18 protein-coding genes are annotated in these 20,980 nt (G+C 61.4%); 15 read left to right on the forward strand and 3 right to left on the reverse strand.

Annotation, left to right across the window (positions count from 1 at the left end):
• Positions 1-48 precede the first annotated feature (48 nt).
• The 10 genes from typA (at position 49) to HGSM_RS08335 (ending at position 12,569) form a co-directional block, all read left to right on the forward strand.
• Entirely contained in the window at positions 49-1,959 is a 1,911-nt protein-coding gene (gene typA / locus HGSM_RS08290) for a translational GTPase TypA (RefSeq protein ID WP_019148283.1), read from the forward strand.
• Between the two features lie 145 nt (positions 1,960-2,104).
• Entirely contained in the window at positions 2,105-3,097 is a 993-nt protein-coding gene (locus tag HGSM_RS13765) for a PIG-L family deacetylase (protein WP_081581397.1), read from the forward strand.
• A gap of 73 nt (positions 3,098-3,170) precedes the next feature.
• A complete protein-coding gene (locus tag HGSM_RS08300) occupies positions 3,171-3,536 on the forward strand; it encodes a hypothetical protein (RefSeq protein ID WP_019148286.1) in 366 nt (121 codons plus the stop codon).
• 118 nt (positions 3,537-3,654) lie between these two features.
• Positions 3,655-6,195, forward strand: a complete 2,541-nt coding sequence (locus HGSM_RS08305; RefSeq protein ID WP_019148287.1) for a VanW family protein — start codon at positions 3,655-3,657, stop codon at positions 6,193-6,195.
• 128 nt (positions 6,196-6,323) lie between these two features.
• Entirely contained in the window at positions 6,324-7,214 is an 891-nt protein-coding gene (locus HGSM_RS08310; protein ID WP_019148288.1) for an ACT domain-containing protein, read from the forward strand.
• Positions 7,211-8,149 carry a prephenate dehydratase gene (locus HGSM_RS08315; protein WP_019148289.1) on the forward strand — a complete coding sequence of 313 codons (939 nt, stop codon included), beginning with the start codon at positions 7,211-7,213 and terminating at the stop codon, positions 8,147-8,149. Before HGSM_RS08310 ends, HGSM_RS08315 begins: the two co-directional genes overlap by 4 nt.
• Complete coding sequence (locus tag HGSM_RS08320; protein ID WP_019148290.1) at positions 8,143-9,198, forward strand: prephenate dehydrogenase; 1,056 nt, start codon at positions 8,143-8,145, stop codon at positions 9,196-9,198. The genes HGSM_RS08315 and HGSM_RS08320 overlap by 7 nt, the downstream gene beginning before the upstream one ends.
• A 338-nt stretch (positions 9,199-9,536) precedes the next feature.
• Positions 9,537-9,854, forward strand: coding sequence for a ferredoxin (gene fdxA / locus HGSM_RS08325; protein WP_019148291.1), 318 nt, complete (start codon positions 9,537-9,539; stop codon positions 9,852-9,854).
• A 3-nt stretch (positions 9,855-9,857) separates the two neighbouring features.
• Positions 9,858-11,042 (forward strand): succinyldiaminopimelate transaminase, encoded by a 1,185-nt coding sequence (gene dapC, locus HGSM_RS08330; RefSeq protein ID WP_019148292.1) that lies wholly within the window; start codon positions 9,858-9,860, stop codon positions 11,040-11,042.
• Positions 11,043-11,270: 228 nt separating this feature from the next.
• The gene (locus HGSM_RS08335; RefSeq protein WP_019148293.1) at positions 11,271-12,569 is read left to right on the forward strand and encodes a citrate synthase; all 1,299 of its coding nucleotides are present in this window, start codon (positions 11,271-11,273) and stop codon (positions 12,567-12,569) included.
• A gap of 186 nt (positions 12,570-12,755) precedes the next feature.
• Here HGSM_RS08335 and HGSM_RS08340 read toward each other — a convergent pair whose 3' ends face one another.
• Positions 12,756-13,670, reverse strand: coding sequence for a hypothetical protein (locus tag HGSM_RS08340; protein WP_154646288.1), 915 nt, complete (start codon positions 13,668-13,670; stop codon positions 12,756-12,758).
• A gap of 189 nt (positions 13,671-13,859) precedes the next feature.
• Entirely contained in the window at positions 13,860-14,816 is a 957-nt protein-coding gene (gene dapD / locus HGSM_RS08345; RefSeq protein WP_019148295.1) for a 2,3,4,5-tetrahydropyridine-2,6-dicarboxylate N-succinyltransferase, read from the reverse strand.
• A gap of 213 nt (positions 14,817-15,029) precedes the next feature.
• Here dapD and dapE point away from each other — a divergent pair, with 213 nt between their 5' ends.
• The 5 genes from dapE to HGSM_RS08365 all read left to right on the forward strand — a co-directional run bounded on the left by dapE (position 15,030) and on the right by HGSM_RS08365 (position 20,054).
• Positions 15,030-16,295, forward strand: coding sequence for a succinyl-diaminopimelate desuccinylase (gene dapE, locus HGSM_RS08350; protein WP_081581428.1), 1,266 nt, complete (start codon positions 15,030-15,032; stop codon positions 16,293-16,295).
• A gap of 56 nt (positions 16,296-16,351) precedes the next feature.
• Positions 16,352-17,134, forward strand: coding sequence for an LOG family protein (locus tag HGSM_RS08355; RefSeq protein WP_019148297.1), 783 nt, complete (start codon positions 16,352-16,354; stop codon positions 17,132-17,134).
• Positions 17,131-18,129: a dihydropteroate synthase gene (gene folP, locus HGSM_RS08360; protein WP_019148298.1), complete on the forward strand. Its 999-nt coding sequence runs from the start codon at positions 17,131-17,133 to the stop codon at positions 18,127-18,129. Before HGSM_RS08355 ends, folP begins: the two co-directional genes overlap by 4 nt.
• Before the next feature lie 164 nt (positions 18,130-18,293).
• Complete coding sequence (locus HGSM_RS14125) at positions 18,294-18,461, forward strand: DUF3117 domain-containing protein (protein WP_019148299.1); 168 nt, start codon at positions 18,294-18,296, stop codon at positions 18,459-18,461.
• Between the two features lie 3 nt (positions 18,462-18,464).
• The gene (locus HGSM_RS08365) at positions 18,465-20,054 is read left to right on the forward strand and encodes a leucyl aminopeptidase family protein (RefSeq protein ID WP_019148300.1); all 1,590 of its coding nucleotides are present in this window, start codon (positions 18,465-18,467) and stop codon (positions 20,052-20,054) included.
• Positions 20,055-20,281: 227 nt separating this feature from the next.
• Here the strand turns inward: HGSM_RS08365 and HGSM_RS08370 are convergent, their stop codons facing one another.
• A complete protein-coding gene (locus tag HGSM_RS08370) occupies positions 20,282-20,911 on the reverse strand; it encodes an O-methyltransferase (protein ID WP_019148301.1) in 630 nt (209 codons plus the stop codon).
• Positions 20,912-20,980 lie beyond the last annotated feature (69 nt).

Below are 20,980 nucleotides of genomic sequence, written 5' to 3' on the forward strand. Positions count from 1 at the left end.
CTGACAACTCAGCGTGTCCCACTCTCACACTGTGAAACGAGTTCCTTTATGTCAGTGCGCTCTGACCTGCGCAATGTGGCAATCGTCGCCCACGTGGACCACGGTAAGACCACCCTTGTTAATGCAATGCTCCGCCAGACCGGTGCATTTGACCCACGCGCGAACGCTGACGAGCGCTCCATGGACTCCGGTGACCTTGAGCGGGAAAAGGGCATCACCATCCTGGCCAAGAACACCGCTGTCCGTTACTCGGGTCCTGCGGCTGTTGAAGCTGGCCACGCTGATGGCATCACGATTAACGTGATCGACACCCCAGGCCACGCCGACTTCGGTGGAGAGGTCGAGCGTGGACTGTCCATGGTCGACGGTGTCGTCCTTCTGGTGGACTCCTCTGAGGGTCCACTTCCACAGACCCGTTTTGTCCTGCGTAAGGCTCTGGCCGCCAAGCTTCCAGTCATCCTGGTTGTCAACAAGGTGGATCGCCCGGACGCACGTATCACCGAGGTCGTTGGCGAAGCCACCGACCTACTCCTCGGCCTTGCCGCCGACCTCCAGGACGAGGTCGACGACCTTGACCTCGAGGCAATCCTCGACGTTCCAGTTGTCTACGCCGCTGCAAAGACCGGCCGTGCAACCCTCGAGCAGCCTGCTGACGGCTCGCTTCCTGAGAATGAGGACCTTGAGCCTCTGTTCAAGACGATCCTTGAGAAGATCCCAGCACCAACCTTTGACGAGGACGCTCCACTCCAGGCCCACGTCACCAACCTTGACGCTTCGCCATTCCTTGGACGTCTCGCACTGCTCCGCATCCACAATGGAACCCTCCACAAGGGCCAGCAGGTTGCATGGGCGCGTGCCGATGGCTCCATGCAGACCGTGAAGATCACTGAGCTTCTCGAGACGAAGGCTCTTGACCGTGTTCCAACCGAGTCCGCAGGCCCCGGTGACATCGTTGCAGTTGCCGGTATCGCCGACATCATGATCGGTGAGACCCTCACCGACCTGAACGACCCACGCCCGCTGCCAACCATCACGGTTGACGACCCGGCGATCTCGATGACCATTGGTATCAACACCTCGCCACTCGCAGGTAAGGGTGGAAAGGGCCACAAGGTCACCGCACGCCAGGTTAAGGATCGCCTTGACTCCGAGCTCATCGGTAACGTGTCCCTCAAAGTTCTGCCAACCGAGCGTCCAGATGCTTGGGAGGTTCAGGGCCGTGGAGAGCTCGCGCTCGCCATCCTTGTTGAGCAGATGCGCCGCGAAGGCTTTGAGCTCACCGTGGGTAAGCCACAGGTTGTGACCAAGAAGATTGACGGCAAGGTCCACGAGCCTATGGAGCGTATGACCATTGACGTACCTGAGGAATACCTCGGTGCTGTCACGCAGCTCATGGCGCAGCGCAAGGGCCGCATGGAGACCATGTCGAACCACGGCTCCGGCTGGGTTCGCATGGAGTTCATGGTTCCTGCACGTGGCCTTATCGGCTTCCGTACCCGCTTCATGACTGAGACCCGCGGTACCGGTATCGCGTCGTCCCTCGCAGAAGGCTACGAGCCATGGGCTGGTCCAATCGAGACCCGCATCAACGGTTCTCTCGTGGCTGACCGCGCAGGTGTTGTCACTCCGTTCGCAATGATCAACCTCCAGGAGCGCGGCTCCTTCTTCGTGGACCCAACCCAGGAAGTGTACGAGGGCATGATCGTTGGCGAGAACGCTCGCAACGAGGACATGGACGTGAACATCACCAAGGAAAAGAAGCTCACCAACATGCGTGCAGCTTCGTCCGACACGTTCGAGAACCTGGTGCCACCAAAGCACCTCACCCTCGAGGAGTCCCTCGAGTTTGCTCGCGAGGACGAGTGCGTTGAGGTCACCCCTGAGGTTGTCCGTATCCGCAAGGTCATCCTTGACCAGACGGAGCGCGCTCGTGCGTTCTCCCGCGCCAAGAAGGCCTGACCGAACGGTTAGCTTGTGACGGCGCCCCGCAACTTCGGCTGCGGGGCGCCGTTTGCTTTATCAGACCGTTCGCTACTTCCACCTGATGCCCAAAAAACGGTGGTCACAACTGAGCCGAGTTCCAACCGAGTGAGAGAATTGGTCAGTGACTTATGTACCACTTGCTATTGAGGGTGGCCTTCTGGCCGTCCATGCCCATCCAGACGACGAAACCCTGAGCACAGGCGGCTTGCTGGCCACATGGGCTGCGGCGGGACTGCCCGTCACGCTTGTGACCTGCACACGTGGCGAACAGGGCGAGGTCATCGGTCCGGACCCAGATCGTCTTGAAGGAAGTGGAGACCGTTTCGGCGCCCACCGCGAGCGAGAGCTCGCGGGCGCGCTGCGGGAGCTCGAAGTGAGTGACCATTACTTCCTCGACCAAATCGATGGCGCACTCGGCGCCAACGAGCCGTCACCTAGGTATCGTGATTCGGGAATGTCGTGGGTGGGTGAAGGGGCCGCGGGGACGAGCGCTGCCGCGGCGTTGCCCTCCGAGGTTCCTGAGGGTGCGTTCTACTTTGCGGATCTCGACCGCGCTGCCCAGTCGCTTGCGCGCCTGATCTCAGCCCGCCGCCCGCGCTACGTGGTCACGTACGAGCCAGGCGGAGGGTATGGACACCCGGACCATATCCGGGCGTATCAGCTTGCGTCACGCGCAGTGGAACTGATTTCCGACGATCTTGGTTACGTCCCACAGCTCCTCAGCTCCGTCATCCCCAGTGAGGTCATGCGTTTCGGCCGCGAGGTTCTGGGGCAGCGCGAGCAGTTCCTGCGAGACCTGGCTCGCGACGATGTGGCAGGTCAGGGCGGCAACGGCGGCGTGGAGGTTGTCATACCAAGGCCGAGTGACCCTCTTGCTGCAGTCAGCTCGCATGACCCGGAGATTACCTATGTGGTGGAGGTATGCGACGTTGCCGGCAAGGTGCTTCGAGCGCTCGAAGCGCACGCAACTCAGGTCCAGTGGGTAGCTGACTGGCGTGATCTGCCGGGGAGTCGTGAGAAGGCGGCGGGCGTTGAGGTGCTCGGCGCCGCTGCCCTCAGCAACGGGGTCTTCTTTCCAGTTTTTTCCCGAGAGTATGTGGCAGCGCTCAACTAGATCATTCGTAACTACTTTCTTGGGCGGTCAGTAGGTTCAGTGATCGCCAAGGTTTGAAAGGTAACCTCAACGTATGAAACTCGAAAAGGCTGAACGCGCGATCGCGGTTTTTGAGTACGCGCTGGCCGGAGTATTGGGTGTGCTCATTGGTGCGATCGGAACCACGTTGCACAGGCAATGGCTGCCTTGGGTGCTTCTGTTTTCCATCATTGCAGTGTTTGCAGCCGCCACGATGGTCAGGGCATGGATCGGGCTTGGGGGAGTCACGGCGTTTGGCGTTGGCTTGCTCGTGGTTATTCAGGTTCTCGCGCTCAATGGACCGGGCGGAGATATCCTCATGCCCGCTGGTGATACGGCATATTTGTCCTACCTGTGGATGGCAGGCAGCCTCATTGCGGTAGGAATTGCCTGTTTCACCCCACGGCGATGGTTTGCATAGGGAATTGTGAACCCTGCTGTCGGAGGTTCTGACTAAGATAGTGAGGGTCCCGGCGCCAGGTAGGTAAACGTCGTTGGGAAAATCACCGGAACCATTTGATGCATAGGCGGTTTGAGAAATGACGATCCCTAAGGACAACGAGCCACAGCGCCCCGAGTCTGAAGAGTCGTTCGACGAGGCAGGGGAGACCCACGCCGAGGTTTCGCAGACGCCAGATATCGAAGAACAGACTGAGGCAGTAGAGGATTCCCAGGTCGAGGACGCCGATTCCTCGAGCGAAGACGCCGAGCTTTCCGAAGTGGAAGTTGCCAGCGAGCAGGTTGACGTCTCGAACGAGCCAGAGGAAGTCGTTGAGGTTCTTGAGCGCCGTGTTTCCCCGTCGCCTATCCCCATTCTGAGCACGCCGCCTGCTGACCCGTTGGCGCCCATCGAGGACAACAGCCCAAACCTTGACTGGTACGAAGACGAGGCTCCACAGGACGTGCCAGACTCCTCCGAGCGTGAAGCTGCTGCTGATGCTCCTGTCGCGGAGAATGCCGAAACCGAAGCCGATGACGTGCCTGAGACAGGTTCCCCAGAAGCCAGTGCGCAGGTAACCGTCGAGCCCGACTCCGATGAAACCCATGTATTTGAGGCCATTGCCTCTGACGACACTCGTGAGTTCGAGCCAGTTGCAGGCGATGATGACACTCACGTAATCGAACCAGTCAGCGGCGATGATGACACTCATGTGTTTGGCCGAGTGACGGATTCTGACGACACCGCTGTACTTACCCCCACACTTCCGGACTCGGCAGGCCAGAACGGCGCCGGTCCAACGCCAGATACAGAGAACCAATCAGTGCCAAGTTCCTCAGCCGCGGTGAAGAAGCCTTCGGTTTCCAAGCCGTCCCCATCTTCAAAGAAGCAATCGAACTCTTCGCTCTCCGACTTTGAATCGGAACCTGAACGAAAGCGCAGTGCAGGCAAGGTAGCGGCCGGAGTCCTGGGCGCTGTCCTCGTACTCGCGGGCGCGTACGCAGGCGCTCAGTGGGCGTTTTCGGACAGTATCGCGAAGGGCACTACGGTTGCGGGTGTCGACGTAGGTGGAAAATCAGAATCGGAGGCTGCTGCGCTCCTGGATGACAAACTCACGTCAAGCCTTTCCAAGAAGATGGCGCTGACTGCGGGCGATCTGGAAACGTCCATCGTGCCAGCAGATGCCGGAGTTGCTCTGGATTCTGCAGGGACAGTTGCGGGCCTTACCGGATTCACGCTCGACCCCGTTTACCTGTGGGAACACCTCACGGGTGGCAGTGAGGTCCAGCCCCTGCTTGACGTTGATGACGCCAAGTTCACTGCAACTTTGGAATCGATCGCAAGTTCGCTGCTCGTCGAGCCCGTGGACGGAACCGTTGCTTTTGTTGATGGCGAGGCCGTGGCCACGGATGCCAAGGATGGCTCGGGCGTTGACGTCAAAGAGGCACAGGCACGTATCGTTGACAACCTCTTCACCACGGTGCGACCCGTCGCACTAAGTTCCGTAGCGACCGTTCCAACGATCACGCAGGAAATCACCGATTCGTACCTTGAACAGGCTCAGCAGATTGCGAGCGGTCCAGTCACGGTTAAGGTCGACGGTCAGACTGCTGAGATCCCCGTGGATATCTTCACCAAAGACATCTCAGTCGAGGTCGAAGGCACCACTATGAACTTCGCGTACAACGGCAAGGACCTGTCCAAGGAGATCGTCAAGCGGACCACGAATCTTCTGACGGACGCCAAGGACGCGCGATTCGTGTTTGAGGGCGGCAAGCCGGTCATTAAGGCTGGTAAGGCTGGCACGACCATCGACGAAGAGGAACTGGTAGCCGAGTTCGCCAAGGCCGCCAGCTCTGAAACGCGCACCGCTGAGATCAAGCTTGTGGAGTTTGAGGCTAAGGATTCCGTTGAATCGCTCAAGAAGCTGGGCATCAAGGAGAAGGTCGCCTCGTTCTCGACTCCCGTGCCGTACGCTCCGCCACGCACTGAGAACCTGAGAGTCGCAGCTGAACGCGTGACCGGCACTCTCGTCAAGCCGGGTGAGGAGTTCAACCTCATCGAGGTGATCGGTCCCATTTCGGCAGCCAACGGCTACCACAACTCCGGCGTGATAGTGAATGGTGTGCACACCGAGGGCATGGGCGGCGGACTCTCGCAGATGTCCACCACAGCGTACAACGCTGGGTTCTTTGCCGGCATGACGGACATCGCGCACCGCCCGCATACCGTGTGGTTCAACCGATACCCAATGGGGCGCGAGTCGACCCTTTACTCGGGCTCAATTGACATGATCTGGCGCAACGACTCGTCAACCGGCATCCTGATGCGCAGCTACATCTCAAACAACCAGCTGGTTGTAGAGGCGTGGGGGACCAAGACCTACGAGGTCACCACTACCACTTCGCCTAAGCGCAACATCGTGGCCGCTACTACTACCACCTCGACCGCTGCCAACTGCGAGGCCTATCCAAAGGGGAACGACGGTTTCAACGTGACCGTGACCCGCAAGGTGAAGGAAATCGCAACCGGCAAGATCGTCAAGGACGAGGCAAAGTCGTGGACCTACCGTCCAGACAACGGCGTGGTCTGCAAAAAGCCAGAGGCAGCGGCAGATAAAGCTAGCAAGTCCGACGAATAGTCGGCCGCGTATGAGCCGCAATGCGCTCATAGAGTCACAACCAAGTCCGGAATATAGCGCCGAGGCACCTTATGGTGTCTCGGCGCTATAGCATGTTGAGCAGGCCACACCACAGAATGGAGCACACAATGCTTGGCAAGAGCGAACGCGAGTCCGCAGTCCACGCTCAACTCGCAGCGCAGCTGGGAGGTTGGACGGGCGGTGACTCAGTACTCCTCGACCTGGGGGCCCGGAGCGTCACGCTTGCTACGATCGCGGCAATCGACGGCATCTCTGCTGTGGTGCACATTGGACATCCTGCCCAGCCGCTCCCGGACCTCGAGCGGTTACTTTTGTCCACGTCGAACTCGCTCCTCTTCACCGCCGCGGTGCCCGTGCACTCGCAGTGGACGCTCGTTGGACGGTCAAACGAGACCTCTGGTGTTGCAATCATCGATGAGGCTGGCATGCGCGACTGCCGTGGCGTCCTGCGTACCCTTGGCCTGGCCCCCCACGTGGTTCCAACGTCGATGAGCGTGGAAGAACGTGCGGAACTCGCGGGCGAACACGGAGTTCTCGTCATTGAGAAGTCGCTGATCCCAGCCGGCTTCCACGAGTTGTCGGATGCTGGCCGGTTCTCCGAGATACCTCCGCTGTGGTACGGGTTGCTCGAGACGGTCGAGACCCTCGCGGACTTTGATTCGCCGTCTCAGGTATGGCTTGCGTTTGGCCCAGACCAAGACCACAAGGGCTCGCTACTCACCACTCTGAACGTGTTTGCCGAGCACGGCGTGGATCTGCAGCACTTGCGTTCACAGCGCTCGCAAGCTGGCCCTCACATCTTCCTCAGTAGCTTTGGTGTGCCAAACTCCGAAAACCTCCTGGGCCTCCTCGCTCAGCTGTCGGAGAGGGGCGTCGCCTACCGCGTACTCGCGGTCATTGACGGCACCGAGTTTGTGCCGGGACCAGACGCCTTGGATCCGATCTGGTCAAACATGTCAGATCGCGCGCTGGAACAACACCGCGGCGATGCTTCATGAGCCCTGTCAGGGTCGCGTACCTTGGCCCGGAGGGCACGTTTACACACCAAGCGGCGCTAGCGATGGCGCCTCAGGGTGCGCAACTCGTGCCGCTTCCTGTGGTTACGGACGTGTACGCGCAGGTCGAGTCGGGCTCTGCCCAGTTCGGCATTGTGGCGATTGAGAGCACTGTGGAAGGCTATGTTGTGCCCTCCCTCGATGCGTTGGTTGCGGCCCGCAACGTGGTTGCGGTGGACGAGACTTTTGTGGCGGTATCCTTTGACGCCTTCGTGCGCGCAGGCTCAGAAAATACTGCAAAGACCGAGGTTATGGCGCATCCGGTGGGTCTCGCCCAGTGCCAGGAGTTCATCTCGGCCAATGGCCTTGAACCGACCCCCGCGTCCTCTAACGCGGCGGCCTGCAGGGACGTCCAAGACCACCAGATCGCACTCGGTCCTGCGCTGTGTGGAGAGCTCTACGGGCTCGCCCTCCACGCAAAGGACGTCTCCGACTTTGCAGGTGCGCGCACCCGCTTTCTGCTGATTACTGACCGAGGTCAAGCCCGTGCGAGTTTTGACGAGTTGCGTTCGGGGTCGGCGCCGCTGATGCGTTCGATGCTTGCGGTCACGCCACGCGCGACTGGACCTGGTGTACTCGCGCGCATTAGCGGCGCGTTGGGGGAGCGCGGAGTCAACATGTCCTCGCTGATCACCCGGCCGCTCAAGGCGCTCGAGGGAAAGTACACGTTCATCGTGACGCTGGATGGCGCGCCGTGGGAGGAAGACCTGCACGACGTCATCGAGGGTCTGCTCGCTGCAGGAGATGCGGTCAAGACCCTGGGTGTGTTCCCGGCGCGCGGCGAGATTGATGATTCGATCGACGAGCCGCGAATCGCCCCGTTGAGTGCCGACTCGCAGTCCAGCACGGAACAGGCTCGTGAGGCACTGCTGTGGTAACCCCTCACGCGGTGCAGCCCGCAAGTGACGACCTCGCCAGAATTGCCGCAGGCCCGCGCACCCTGGGCATCGTGGGCCTCGGACTCATCGGCGGCTCCGTCGCCCTTGCGGCTGTTGAGGCAGGTTTGGAGGTCCGCGCATGGGACCCCGACTCGCAGACCCGTCACAGTGCGTCGGACCGGGGAATCGAGCCCCGCACCTCCCTTGCCGACCTCGTGTCCAGCGCACCGGACGTGTTGCTCGTGGCTGTGCCACTGCGGCACATGGCGCAGACCATGACCCACATTGCTGAGCGCATCAACCCCCACACCACGGTCACAGACGTGGGGAGCGTGAAATCTCGTGTCCGAGAGGCTGTTCGCGCTGCTGGCCTTGACGAGCAATACGTCGGCGCTCATCCGATGGCTGGTACTGAGCGTTCGGGATTTGCTGCTGCATCGTCGAGAATATTGGTCGGGGCCACATGGGCCGTCACGCTGAGCGGGTCCACGGACCCGCTGCGTGCGGCGAACGTGACCGCACTGATCACCGGCGCGTTGGGTGGCGAGGTGATCATGCTGAATGACTCGGACCACGACCGCGCTGCCGCCATGATCAGCCACCTACCGCACGTGTATGCACACTCGCTCACAGCGCACGTCGCCCAGAGCCCAATCGGTCAGATTGCGAGGACGCTTGCGGCTGGCAGTTTCCGGGATGGCACGCGCGTCGCGCGCGGCGATGCCGCGCGCAACGCCGCTATGATTCTGGACAACCGCTCGGCGCTGCTCCAGATTCTCGACGATTCACTCGCTCAACTGGGCACGTTGCGTCAGTCTTTGGCGGAGCAGGATGAGGCCGCCGTGCACGCATACTTTGCGGCGGGAACGGCGCACGGGGTACGCCCCACTGGTGGAGCTGCCCATATGGTTTCGCACGCTGACCCGGCGTGGAGGGATCAGCTTCTGGACCTCGGGCGCTCGGGAGAACTGGTGCGAGGAGTGCGGGTTAATCCTCTTCGGGGTTGTATTGAGTACGAGGCCTGCGGCGTGGAGGCGGCGGAGGGATGAGCTTCCCGATCGCTATTCGGGAGGTCTCAATCGTGTTGATTCCCGCCCGGGTGTCGAGTGTGATTGTTCCCTCACCCATCTCCACAATCGTGCCTAAGACATCCGAATAAAGGTGAGTATCCCCGGGATCTAGCGTCACCCGCACCATAACTCGCTGTCCCGGTGACCACTGCTGCCACGGCTCACTGATGCTCGCCCCGGCGGATTTGGGTTTAGTGTTGGACATAGATCCATTTAACACTGAACCGCACTCTGGAATCTCTTTTCGCGCTTGCGGCGGCGGTGGGCAATAATGGATTGGCCAGTAGTGATGGCTGACAGTTGGAAAGGAACTGCAAGTGACCTATGTGATCGCCAAGCCGTGCGTCGATGTTAAGGACAAGGCGTGCATCGAGGAATGCCCCGTTGACTGCATCTACGAGGGCAAACGATCGCTGTATATCCACCCTGATGAGTGTGTGGACTGTGGCGCTTGCGAGCCCGTATGCCCTGTTGAGGCCATCTACTATGAGGACGACGTCCCCGAAGAGTGGTCGGAGTACTACCGCGCAAACGTTGAGTTCTTCGACGACCTCGGTTCCCCAGGCGGAGCAGCCAAGATGGGAATGATCGAGAAGGACCACGAAATCATCGAGGCACTTCCTCCCCAGGCGTGACCCATGGGGTTCGCTGACATCACGGACATAGCGTTTCCGTGGGATCTCTTGGTGCCATTTGGCGACTTGGCGCGCTCTCACGCCGGCGGGATCGTGGATCTCTCTGTGGGCACTCCGGTGGATCCAACTCCCCAAGTTCTACAGAACGCGTTGGCGCAGTCCGCTGACTCACACGGCTACCCGCAGACCTATGGCACGCCTCAGTTGCGTGACGCTGTGTCGGGTTGGTTCGCCCGTCGGCGCAACGTGGCCAACCTCGATCCACGGGACGTGCTGCCGACCGTAGGTTCCAAGGAACTGGTTGCACTGCTTCCCGCCATGCTCTCGCTCGGCGCGGGAGATATCGTGGTGCACCCCGAGATCGCATACCCCACCTACGACGTGGGTGCGCGACTGGCGGGCGCGACGCCTCTTCCAGCCGATGACGTGGAGGCGTGGCGCGGCAATGAGCGTGTGAAGCTTGTCTGGGTAAACTCCCCGGGCAACCCACACGGCCGCGTGCTGGGCGTATCCGAACTCAAGGCAATCGTGGAAGCGGCACGAGAAATCGGCGCGCTCGTTGTTTCCGACGAGTGCTACGCCGAGTTGCCATGGACTGAGCCGTTCGCGAGCGAGGGCGTGCCCTCGGTGCTCGACCCGCGAGTGTGTGGGGACAACTACACTGGCGTTCTGGTGACCTACTCCCTGTCTAAGCAGTCGAACCTTGCCGGATATCGAGCCGCGTTCGTGGCCGGAGACTCAGCCACAATCCAAGGAATCCTTGCCCTGCGCAAGCACCTCGGGATGATTGTTCCAGGACCGGTCCAAGACGTCATGGCAGTGGGGCTCTCGGATGATTCACACGTTAGCGTGCAGCGGGAAATCTACCGCGCGCGTAGGAGCGTGATGCTGAGGGCCATCGAATCCGCGGGCCTTACAGTCACGTCTTCCGAAGCAGGCCTCTACCTGTGGGTGCGGGGCAATGAGGCGTTCGTTAGCGCAGTGTCAGCTCCAACCCGCGCCCTAGTAGAGCGCGCGCAGCGAGAGATGCCGGGTGCATGCTGGCTGACCGTTGGCTACCTCGCGGAGCGAGGCATCCTCGTGGCACCCGGTGCGTTTTACGGCGCTGGTGGCGCCGAGTACGTCCGTGTGGCATTGACCGCGAGCGACGAACGGATCGCTGTCGCCTCCGAGCGCCTCTCTTCCTGACCGGAAACTCATAGCCGAACGCCCCGCTTGTGTGACATCTCTCACACCCAAAAAGCGGTCAATTACCGGTCACTATTTCCCCTAACGGGCGCACTCGGTTACCGTTACTTGACGCACTATGTACGAGGGGGCCGATCACCCGACGACGACCGGTCTAGTTTTTCGTCACACCAGTGAAAGATCCGCGTTTGCGCACAACGACGGCGTGAGAGCGCAAGGAAGGAAGACATGTCTGAGAACCCGCACAACAAGGTGACTCTTACGGTCAATGAGGCCTCGCAAGAGCTTCCGGTAACTACCGCATCCATTGGCAACGATGGCTTTGGAGTCTCATCGTTGCTTGCAACGACCGGTATGGTCACCCTTGACCCGGGCTTTACCAACACTGCTTCGTGCGAATCGCAGATCACCTACATCGATGGCGATGCAGGCATCCTGCGATACCGCGGCTACCCAATTGACCAGTTGGCTGAGCAGTCTACGTTCCTCGAGGTTGCCTACCTCCTGATTCACGGTGAGCTCCCGAACGCTACCGAGCTTGACGCATTCGAGTCGCGGGTAAACCGGCACACACTCGTACCTGAGGGCTTCCGCACCTTCATGGGTACCTTCCCTGCGAAGGCGCACCCAATGGCGGTCATGGCGTCCGCAATCAACGCGCTGCCAACCTTCTATCCAGAGTCCGTGAACCCGTTCGAGGACGACACTGTCGAGCTGGCCACTGTTCTCCTGCTCGCCAAGTCCCGCACGATCACGTCCTACCTGCACCGACGCCGCGCAGGCGAGCCGCTGCTCTACCCGGACTACTCGCGCGGATACGTCGAAGACTTCCTGCGCATGACGTTCTCGGAGCCGTACCACTCGTACGAGGTAGACCCCAAGGTGGTCAAGGCCCTCGACACTCTGCTCATCCTGCACGCAGACCACGAGCAGAACTGCTCCACCTCCACCGTGCGTGTAGTGGGCTCGAGCCACGCCAACCTGTATGCGTCGGTTTCCGCGGGAGTCAACGCACTGTCGGGCCCACTCCACGGTGGCGCAAACGAGTCCGTCCTCAAGATGCTCTCGACCATCCAGGCTGACGGGGGAGACCCCAAGAAGTTCATGGAAAAGGTCAAGAACAAGGAGGACGGCGTCCGCCTGATGGGCTTCGGACACCGCGTGTACAAGAACTACGACCCGCGTGCCGCCATTGTGAAGCGCTCCGCAGACGATGTACTTTCCTCGCTCGGTAAGCGCGACCAGCTCCTCGACATCGCATTGGAACTCGAGGAGATCGCACTGAACGACGAGTACTTTATTTCCCGTAAGCTCTACCCCAACGTGGACTTCTACACGGGTCTGATCTACAAGGCGATGGGCTTCGACCCAGAGATGTTCACCCCGCTGTTCGCACTCGGGCGCATGCCGGGCTGGATCGCTCAGTGGCGCGAAATGATGAAGGACCCGAAGACCAAGATCGGCCGTCCACGTCAGGTCTACACGGGCGTAGCAGAGCGCGACTTTGTGGCAGTAGAAAACCGCTGATGGTGCAGGCGTAGGATCCGGTCGGCCGCGCTGAGCAGACGTTTCCCGCCACGTTGTCAAAGGAAGGGCCACGGAGCAGGTTCACACGAACCTGCTCCGCGGCCCTTCGGCGTTTCGCTACCGCGGAGGCGCCCACTCGGCGCGTTCGTCCTGACGCAACGCGTTCTCAACGACAGCCTCACCGGGCTAGGAGGAAGCTGAGGGCTCCAGGATGTTGAGGTAGAGGCGAACACTCTTTGCGCTGGAAGGTGCGGTGCCCACCTGGTCAGGTGAATCGTCGGTAATTGCGGACCAAGCAGAAACGGCATTAGAGCCGGCCGCCAGGCCGGCTGCCCGAGACCACTGCGAGTTGTGAGTCAGAACGGCCTCCACCTGGGTTTCGTGGGCAGTCATGACTGCCCATTGCGCGAACCCGTCCGCGCCGCGGGCGGCATTGAGAATCCCTGCGGTGCTGACCTCCACGTACCCGCCCTTGGGGTGGGTCGTAATCTTCAGACCCGGAAAGTCCGTGTGGACGCGCGCGGCCACCGCGTCGAGCGCGATCTCGGATGCCGAACCAGCAGCAAAGGGAAGAGCAGGTTCAAGTTCGCAGCTCACGGTTCGCGAGGAATAGCCGCTCAGCGCGGAAGCCCACAGTCGAGAGGCGCTCTCGTGCTGGGCATAAGCGCGGGGGAAGGCAGAGCGCTGGACGGTTTGGGCGGCCACGGTGACCTCCATGTCCTGGTATCCATCGACCCGCACGAGCGCGTCATAGAACTTGCCCGACGAGTAATACGGGTCCATGATCTGCTCGACCGTACCCCACCCCTGCGACGGGCGCTGCTGAAACAGCCCAACCGAATCGCGATCACCGTAGTCGATATTGACGGTGCGGGACTCCTGCGCGGCAGTGGCTAGCGCGATCGTAACCGCACGGGCAGGGAGCCCACGCGAAATAGCCATGGCAGAGATGAGCGCCGCGTTGTTCGCCTGAGTCGGCGAGTACTTGTGCGTCAAGTCCGAACCCTGCACCCAGCAGGCGGGGTTGATCGTGCGCTCACTCAAGACCCGGGAGTCGAGGAACCGCACGACCCCGAACACACCGGCGGCGAAAAGCGCCACAATTGCGAGCGTCGCAAGCAGAGTCGCCCACACGCCCGAGGATCGCGACTGCGAGCGTGAACGAGAACGATTGCGGGGAGTGGAGCGAGTCGGAGGGGCCACACGTTCATGGAAGCACGGCGCCCGCCGCGATTCAACGAGGCGGGCGCCGTGCAGACGTGGAGGTTTCGGGGAAAAGTAGGGCTGACGTTAATTGGCGTGCAGAGCAGAGTTCAGCGTCACTCCGGTGCCCGCGCGCGTGACTGCCTCTACAGCACCCGTTTGGGAGTTGCGGCGGAACAGAATGTTGTCCTTGCCGGACAGGTCGCGCGCCTTGAGGACCACGGGGGAGCCGTCTTCGGTGAGCTGCCCGACCAGAACGACCTTGGTGCCACCCGTTACGTACAGCCCAGCCTCGACGATGCAATCGCTTCCCAGTGAGATGCCCACTCCCGAGTTCGCGCCCAGCAGTGTGCGCTCGCCGATCGACACAACCTCCCTGCCGCCGCCCGAGAGAGTTCCCATGATGGAGGCGCCACCGCCCACGTCAGACCCGTCGCCAACCGTGACTCCCGAGGAGATTCGGCCCTCGACCATGGACGTGCCTAGCGTCCCCGCGTTGAAGTTGCAGAAGCCCTCATGCATGATCGTGGTCCCAGGCGCGAGGTAGGCGCCGAGGCGGACCCTGTCTGCGTCTGCGATGCGCACGCCATCAGGAACCACGTAGTCCACCATTCGAGGGAACTTGTCCACCCCATACACGGTGACGGGGCCACGGGAGCGAAGGCTAGCGCGCACCAGTTCAAACCCCTCGGGGGAACACGGTCCAAAGTTGGTCCAGACCACGTTGGTAAGCACGCCAAACACGCCGTCGAGGTTCAGTCCGTGGGGACGCACGAGCCGGTGCGAGAGAAGGTGAAGTCGGAGGTAGGCATCAGCTGCATCGGCGGGCGGAGCGTCCAGGTCAATGCGGGTGCGGACCACGGACGCAGTTACTCCGCGGTCATTATCCCTGCCCTCAAGGGCGAGCAAGGTAGCCGGTGCCTCTGCCTCCGCAGGGACGTCGTCGAGCAGAGGCGTTGGGTACCATACGTCGAGTACGAGGCCCGAATTGGTAGACGTTGCGAGGCCGAAGCCCCATGCCAGACGGTTGGATGATGCGGTCATGGATCAACACTATTCGCACCGGTGCCACCAGAAAAACAGTTCGGGAAAAGTCATTGTGTGATCTGCGCGCGATTACTGGGTGGTAACCCAATCGGCCGCTTGGTGCCTGTTTGGCGTGTGGTTGAAGCCCTCTCGGCGGACACTGGATGCGAACACTGGACACCCGCCGGACGCGCACCCGAACACTGGCAGGCAGCAGAGTATATTTGCACCATGCCCTCCCCACGAACGCCGCAGGACGCACCGCACGACGCCCCACTGGAACTAACGCAGGAGACCACGCAACCCGTGGGAGCCGACGCGGCTGAGGCCGCGTCGAGTGCCGACCCGGTGAGCGCCGACTCTGCCACGCTGGGACGCGAGCCGAATGCGGGCGGCGAGTCGATCGTCGAAAATCTGGTTCTACTACCCGTGGAACAGGGGCCCGTGGCGCTGACTGAGGCGCTGTGCAACATCGAATCCGTGTCCGGTAACGAGGCCGCGATTGCGGATGCTATCGAGCAGGTGCTGCGCGGATGCGCGCACCTGGAGGTGACCCGGCTGGGAAATAACGTGATCGCGCGGACCATGCTGGGGCGTACTCGCCGCGTGGTCGTGGCGGGGCACATCGACACCGTGCCGCTCGCCGGGAACCTGCCGGTGCGTAGGACGGTCATCGAGGGGAATGACGTGCTGTGGGGGCGCGGCACCGTGGACATGAAGGCCGGCGTGGCAGTCCAGCTCGCGCTCGCCGTGGAGCTGACCAGCCCGCGCCAGGACGTGACCTGGTGCTTCTACGACAACGAGGAAGTCGCGGCGGACCTCAACGGACTTGGTGTGGTCGCGCGGACACGACCGGACCTGCTGGAAGGCGACTTCGCGATCCTTGGCGAGCCATCCAACGCCGGAATTGAGGGCGGCTGCAACGGCACGCTTCGCGCCGTCATCACCACCCACGGAACCGCAGCGCACTCGGCGCGGGCGTGGATGGGCAAGAACGCAATCCACGGCGCACACGAGATCCTTGCGCGCCTCGACTCTTACGAACCCCAGACCATCACCGTGGACGGACTCGACTACCGCGAGGGCCTCAACGCAGTGGCGATTGTGGGCGGCATCGCGGGCAACGTTATCCCGGACCGGTGCGAGGTCACCGTGAACTTCCGGTTTGCGCCGTCACGAAGCCTCGAACAGGCTGAAGCACACGTGCGCGAGGTGTTCTCGGGGTTCGAACTCGAGGTCGCCGACGGGGCTGCAGGGGCGAGGCCCGGACTGGATGACCCCCTGGCGCTCGAGTTCTCCACGACCGTCCTCGGCCTAACGGGCGGCAGCCCCGCGCCCAAGTACGGATGGACCGACGTGGCACGATTCTCCGCACTCGGTGTGGCAGCCGTGAACTTCGGCCCGGGGGACCCGATGTATGCGCACAAGGACGACGAACACTGCGAGATCTCACAGATCACCGTGTGTTACGAGGCCTTGAAGTCCTGGTTGAAATAGCGAAAATTTCCGGTGTCCCAGGCCTGCGACGTGGCCAAGACTACTAGTGTGGAGTCATGACAACTTCGAACCAACAGGCACGGGAAAGCTACCGCAAGGGACCAGTCCTCCTGCGCGGCTCCCAGATTCCGCACGAGACTTCCGACAAGCGACTCCTCGATACCTCGCAGAACTCCTCCTGGGTGCACGACGACCCTTGGCGAGTCATGCGTATTCAGAGCGAGTTCGTTGAAGGATTCGGGGCGCTCGCGGAGTTGGGTCCTGCAATCTCGATCTTTGGTTCCGCGCGCACCAAGCCCGACCACCCTGACTATCAGCTCGCCATCGACGCTGCCACGATGTTCGTGGAACGCGGCTATGCCGTCATCACTGGCGGAGGTCCGGGCGTCATGGAAGCCGGCAACAAGGGCGCCCATGAGGCTGGAGGAATTTCGGTCGGCCTTGGCATTGAGTTGCCCTTCGAACAGGGCATGAACCAGTACGTGGACCTCGGCGTGAACTTCCGCTATTTCTTTGCGCGTAAGACCATGTTTGTGAAATATGCGTCCGGATTCGTGGTCCTGCCGGGAGGGTTTGGCACATTCGATGAGTTGTTCGAGGCGTTGACTCTGGTGCAGACACACAAGATCACGGAGTTCCCCATTGTTCTGGTGGGAACCGAATACTGGTCTGGTCTGATCAACTGGCTGCGCGACACGGTCGCGGCCCGTGGCATGATCAACCCCACTGACCTGGACCTCTTCCACATCGTCGATACCGCTGAAGAGGCCGTGCAGATTGTTGCAGACCGCGCCGATCACATCCGTGAAGCAGCGCTGGCGGAGCCAGTCGAAGGTTGAGTTCCCTCGTAAACGGTCAGAGCCTGTGGCTCCGGGGTGCCCCTGTCGGGGGTGCGCGGGCTGGAGCGGTTGGTGATGCTGCAAGCGCCGACAGTGCCGCCTCGACGGGCAGCACTTCGGCCGCAATCATGGCGATTATCAACCGGACCACTGACTCCTTCTTTGCTGGCGCTCGGCAGATGGATGACACCGTCGCGCTGCGCGCCGCCGAAAACGCTCTAGAAAACGGCGCCCAGATTGTCGACATCGGGGGAGTGCGCGCTGGCGGAGGCCCCGTGGTGAGTGAGTCCGAGGAGATTCGCCGCGTCGTGCCGTTTGTGAACGTGGTGCGCGAGGAGTTCCCAGAGCTGCTGATTTCCGTGGACACGTGGCGTTCCGGGGTGGCTCGGGAGGTCGCTGCGGCTGGAGCCGACCTCATCAATGACACGTGGGCAGGCCACGATCCCGACGTTGTCCACGTCGCCGCGGAGTTCGGCATCGGTGTGGTCTGCTCCCACACCGGCAACATGATCCCGCGGACTGACCCGTTCCGGGTCACGTTCCCGGCTGTGGTGCAGGCGGGTGCGGAGTCGGGCCCCGCTGGCGCGGACCCCAAAAACGGAATTATCGACGATGTTGTTGCGACCCTTCGCACGGCTGCTTCCCGGGCGGTTGCGGCGGGTGTGGACCCGCGCTCCGTCATTGTCGACCCAACACACGACTTTGGGAAGAACACCTGGCATTCGCTGCACCTGATGCGGAACACGTATCGCCTTGCGGAACTGGGTTTTCCAGTGCTTATGGCGCTCTCACGCAAGGATTTTGTGGGTGAGACTCTTGACGTGCCCGCGGATGAGAGGCTCGAGGGCACACTCGCGGCTACCGCGGTGGCCGCATGGCAGGGAGCCACGATCTTTAGGGCACACGACGTTCGGGCGACTCGACGAGTCCTGGACATGGTTGCCGCGATGCGCGGCGATCTAGCGCCCATGAGGGTAACTCGGGCTGTCGACTGAGAGTGTCGGCAGTTCGATGCCGGCGTTTCGCGGACAGGGCAAACGAGCAGATGAGGCGCCAAAAGCCTAGAGATTCATCAACTATTAGGTAAAATGGACAATAAGTTTACCGCCCCTTTAAGTTCTGAGCGTTCGACGTGGAGCTCAATGATTGGAGTACCCCAATGGCTGCAATGAAGCCTCGAACAGGTGATGGCCCAATGGAAGTAGCAAGGGAAGGGCGCGGCATCATCATGCGAGTACCACTGGAAGGTGGAGGCCGACTCGTTGTGGAGCTCAACCAAAGTGAGGCCAATGAGCTCGGACGAGCTCTCGAAGCAGTAACGGAATAGATCTTGACACCTCGTGCAAAATTCCCAGCAACACAACCCGAACCCATCACGGTTGGGCGTGAACTTCCAGCAATCTCGGTAAGTCCAGGGACGATTGAGTCCTGTGACTTCCTTGATGCGGAGTCGGTTGACGCGATTGCCGTTGGCGTTGGAGCGCCTATCGCGGGCGATGACGAACTGCAGCCCCGTGCGGGGACAGTGCATGCCTCGGCACGTTATCGTATCGATTTGGCGGAACTAGCCCATCGCTCGCATTTCAAGGCCGCGCCGGGCACAACCCACGTGATCGACCTTCCTGTTACCCACCGGGGTTCCGGGGCTGTTCTCCCATGGCAGGGTCTTCCACTTCGCATCATTCTCATGGGTGTGGGGCAGGGAACCGACGACGACTTGCGCAAGGCAGGCGCTGCACTCGCCGAGGTGAGCAAGGGGCTGGGCAAGGTCGTTACCACCGTCGCCGCACGGTCCGATGATCGGGGAACCCGCCACTTTGTGGAGGGATACCTGCTGGGTGCGTACTCGAGTTGGTCACGCAAGGCCAAGGCAGCACCGGTTCCGGCACAGGAGCTCGTGCTCCTCGGTCCAAACAGCCAGGAGGCCGTGGATACCGCTCGTCGCCACGCTTGGCTAACCTGGATCGCCAGGGACCTCGCCACCATTCCGTCCAACATCAAGACCCCCGCCTGGCTCGCCTCCCAGTTTGTGGCTATCGCCAAGACGTACGGCGTGGAAGCTAAGACATGGTCGGGCAAGCAGCTCAAGGACCAGGGCTTTGGCGGAGTCGAGGCGGTGGGTCAGGGATCCGTGAATCCTCCCGTTATGGTGCAGCTGAGTTACGTGCCGGAGAAGAAAGCCAAAGACCACAAGCACGTTGTGCTCGTAGGTAAGGGCATCTCGTTCGACACCGGTGGTATCTCGATCAAGCGACCGCGCGAAACAATGATCACCATGAAGACGGACATGACCGGGGCCGCTGACGCGTTCGCGGCAGTCATTGGTGCCGCGACGAGCAAGATTGGACACAGCGTTACGGCGATGCTCCCGCTCGCTGAAAACCACTTTGGTGCCAACTCCACACGTCCGTCAGATGTCATCACCATTTTCGGCGGCAAGACCGTAGAGATTGCAAACACAGACGCCGAGGGCCGTGTGGTCATGGCAGACGCGCTTGCATATGGATCGCTGGAGCTCGGCGCCGACCTTCTGATTGACGTTGCCACACTGACTGGTGCTGCGGCCATGTCGCTCGGGCACAGCCACGCCGCGCTCTTCACAAACAATGAGGATCTCAGCAAGCGGTTCCTTGAGGCGGCTGAAGAGACCGGGGAAGCGCTCTGGCGGATGCCGTTGGTGCATGAGTACTCTGAGGCACTTGAATCGCAGGTCGCCGACCTGCGAAACATTCCGGAGCATGCGGCGGGAGCCGGTGCAGTTGTGGCGGCTCTGTTCCTTGAGCAGTTTGCGAACGGCTTGCCGTGGGTTCACCTCGACATTGCCGGTCCGTCACACCGAAACAGCAAGCACCATGAGGCCAACAAGGGTCCCACGGGCTTCGGTGCACGGGTGGTCCTCGAGGTTCTCGAAAAGTTGTAGGTGAACTGGGCCTAGTGACAGCCAGGGGCCGTGTGGCCGTGCGTTTCATTGTTCCGTTGGGTGTTGGTGCTCGGCGTGACACTGGAACTCGGTATGACTCTTGCGCTGGCAAAGCATCAGGCAACGTGGACCTAACAGAACATGAAAAAGGTTGGGCCCCGCACGCAGTGCGGGGCCCAACCTTTTTCACATACGATCGCGGCGCGTTCGCATGTGAACCTGAGGTCCTAGCGCTTGGTAGCTAGCAGGAGGCCGTTGCCGGTTGGCTGAAGGGAGACTATCCACGCGCTGTCCTCCAGGAGACTGCGGCCGATCTCACGCAAGAGTGAGGGCACTTCCTCACGGTTAGCGGGGTCGGCAACCTTGCCGTACCAGAGGGCGTTGTCCAAGATCAGGAGACCGCCAGTGCGCAGGAGCCGGAGCGCCTGAGTGATGAATGAGGGATAGTCGATGGCCTCCGTGCCCACAAAAATGAGATCGTAGGCGCCGTCTGCAAGCCTAGGCAGAACCTCAAGTGCATGACCGGTAATGGTGCGGGTGCGGGTTGACTTGATTCCTGCGTTGGCAAACTCCGCCTTGGCTGCCTTGTGGAACTCGCGCTCAGAATCGATGGTGGTTAGGACACCCTCGGCATCCATGCCTTCGAGCAGCCACATTGATGAAACGCCGGTTCCCGTGCCTATCTCCACTACGGAGCGGGCACCGCTGATTGCCGCCAGCTGGCGCAGCGCAGCGCCCGTTCCCGGTGAAACAGAGGGACACCCTAATTGACCCGCTCGCTCGCGGGCGGAGGCTATCGCGTCGGACTCCGCAACAAAGAGTTCGCTGTACGTCCAGTTCTGCGCTTTTTCCGACACGTTTCCTCCCAGGGTATTTGTGTCCCTCAGTTTAGCGGCGCTGGCCGCCGCACAGGTCAGCCGCGCCCA

Origin of the sequence: Timonella senegalensis JC301 (genome assembly GCF_000312125.1) — a bacterium.
In the GTDB taxonomy this organism is placed as follows: domain Bacteria; phylum Actinomycetota; class Actinomycetes; order Actinomycetales; family Cellulomonadaceae; genus Timonella; species Timonella senegalensis.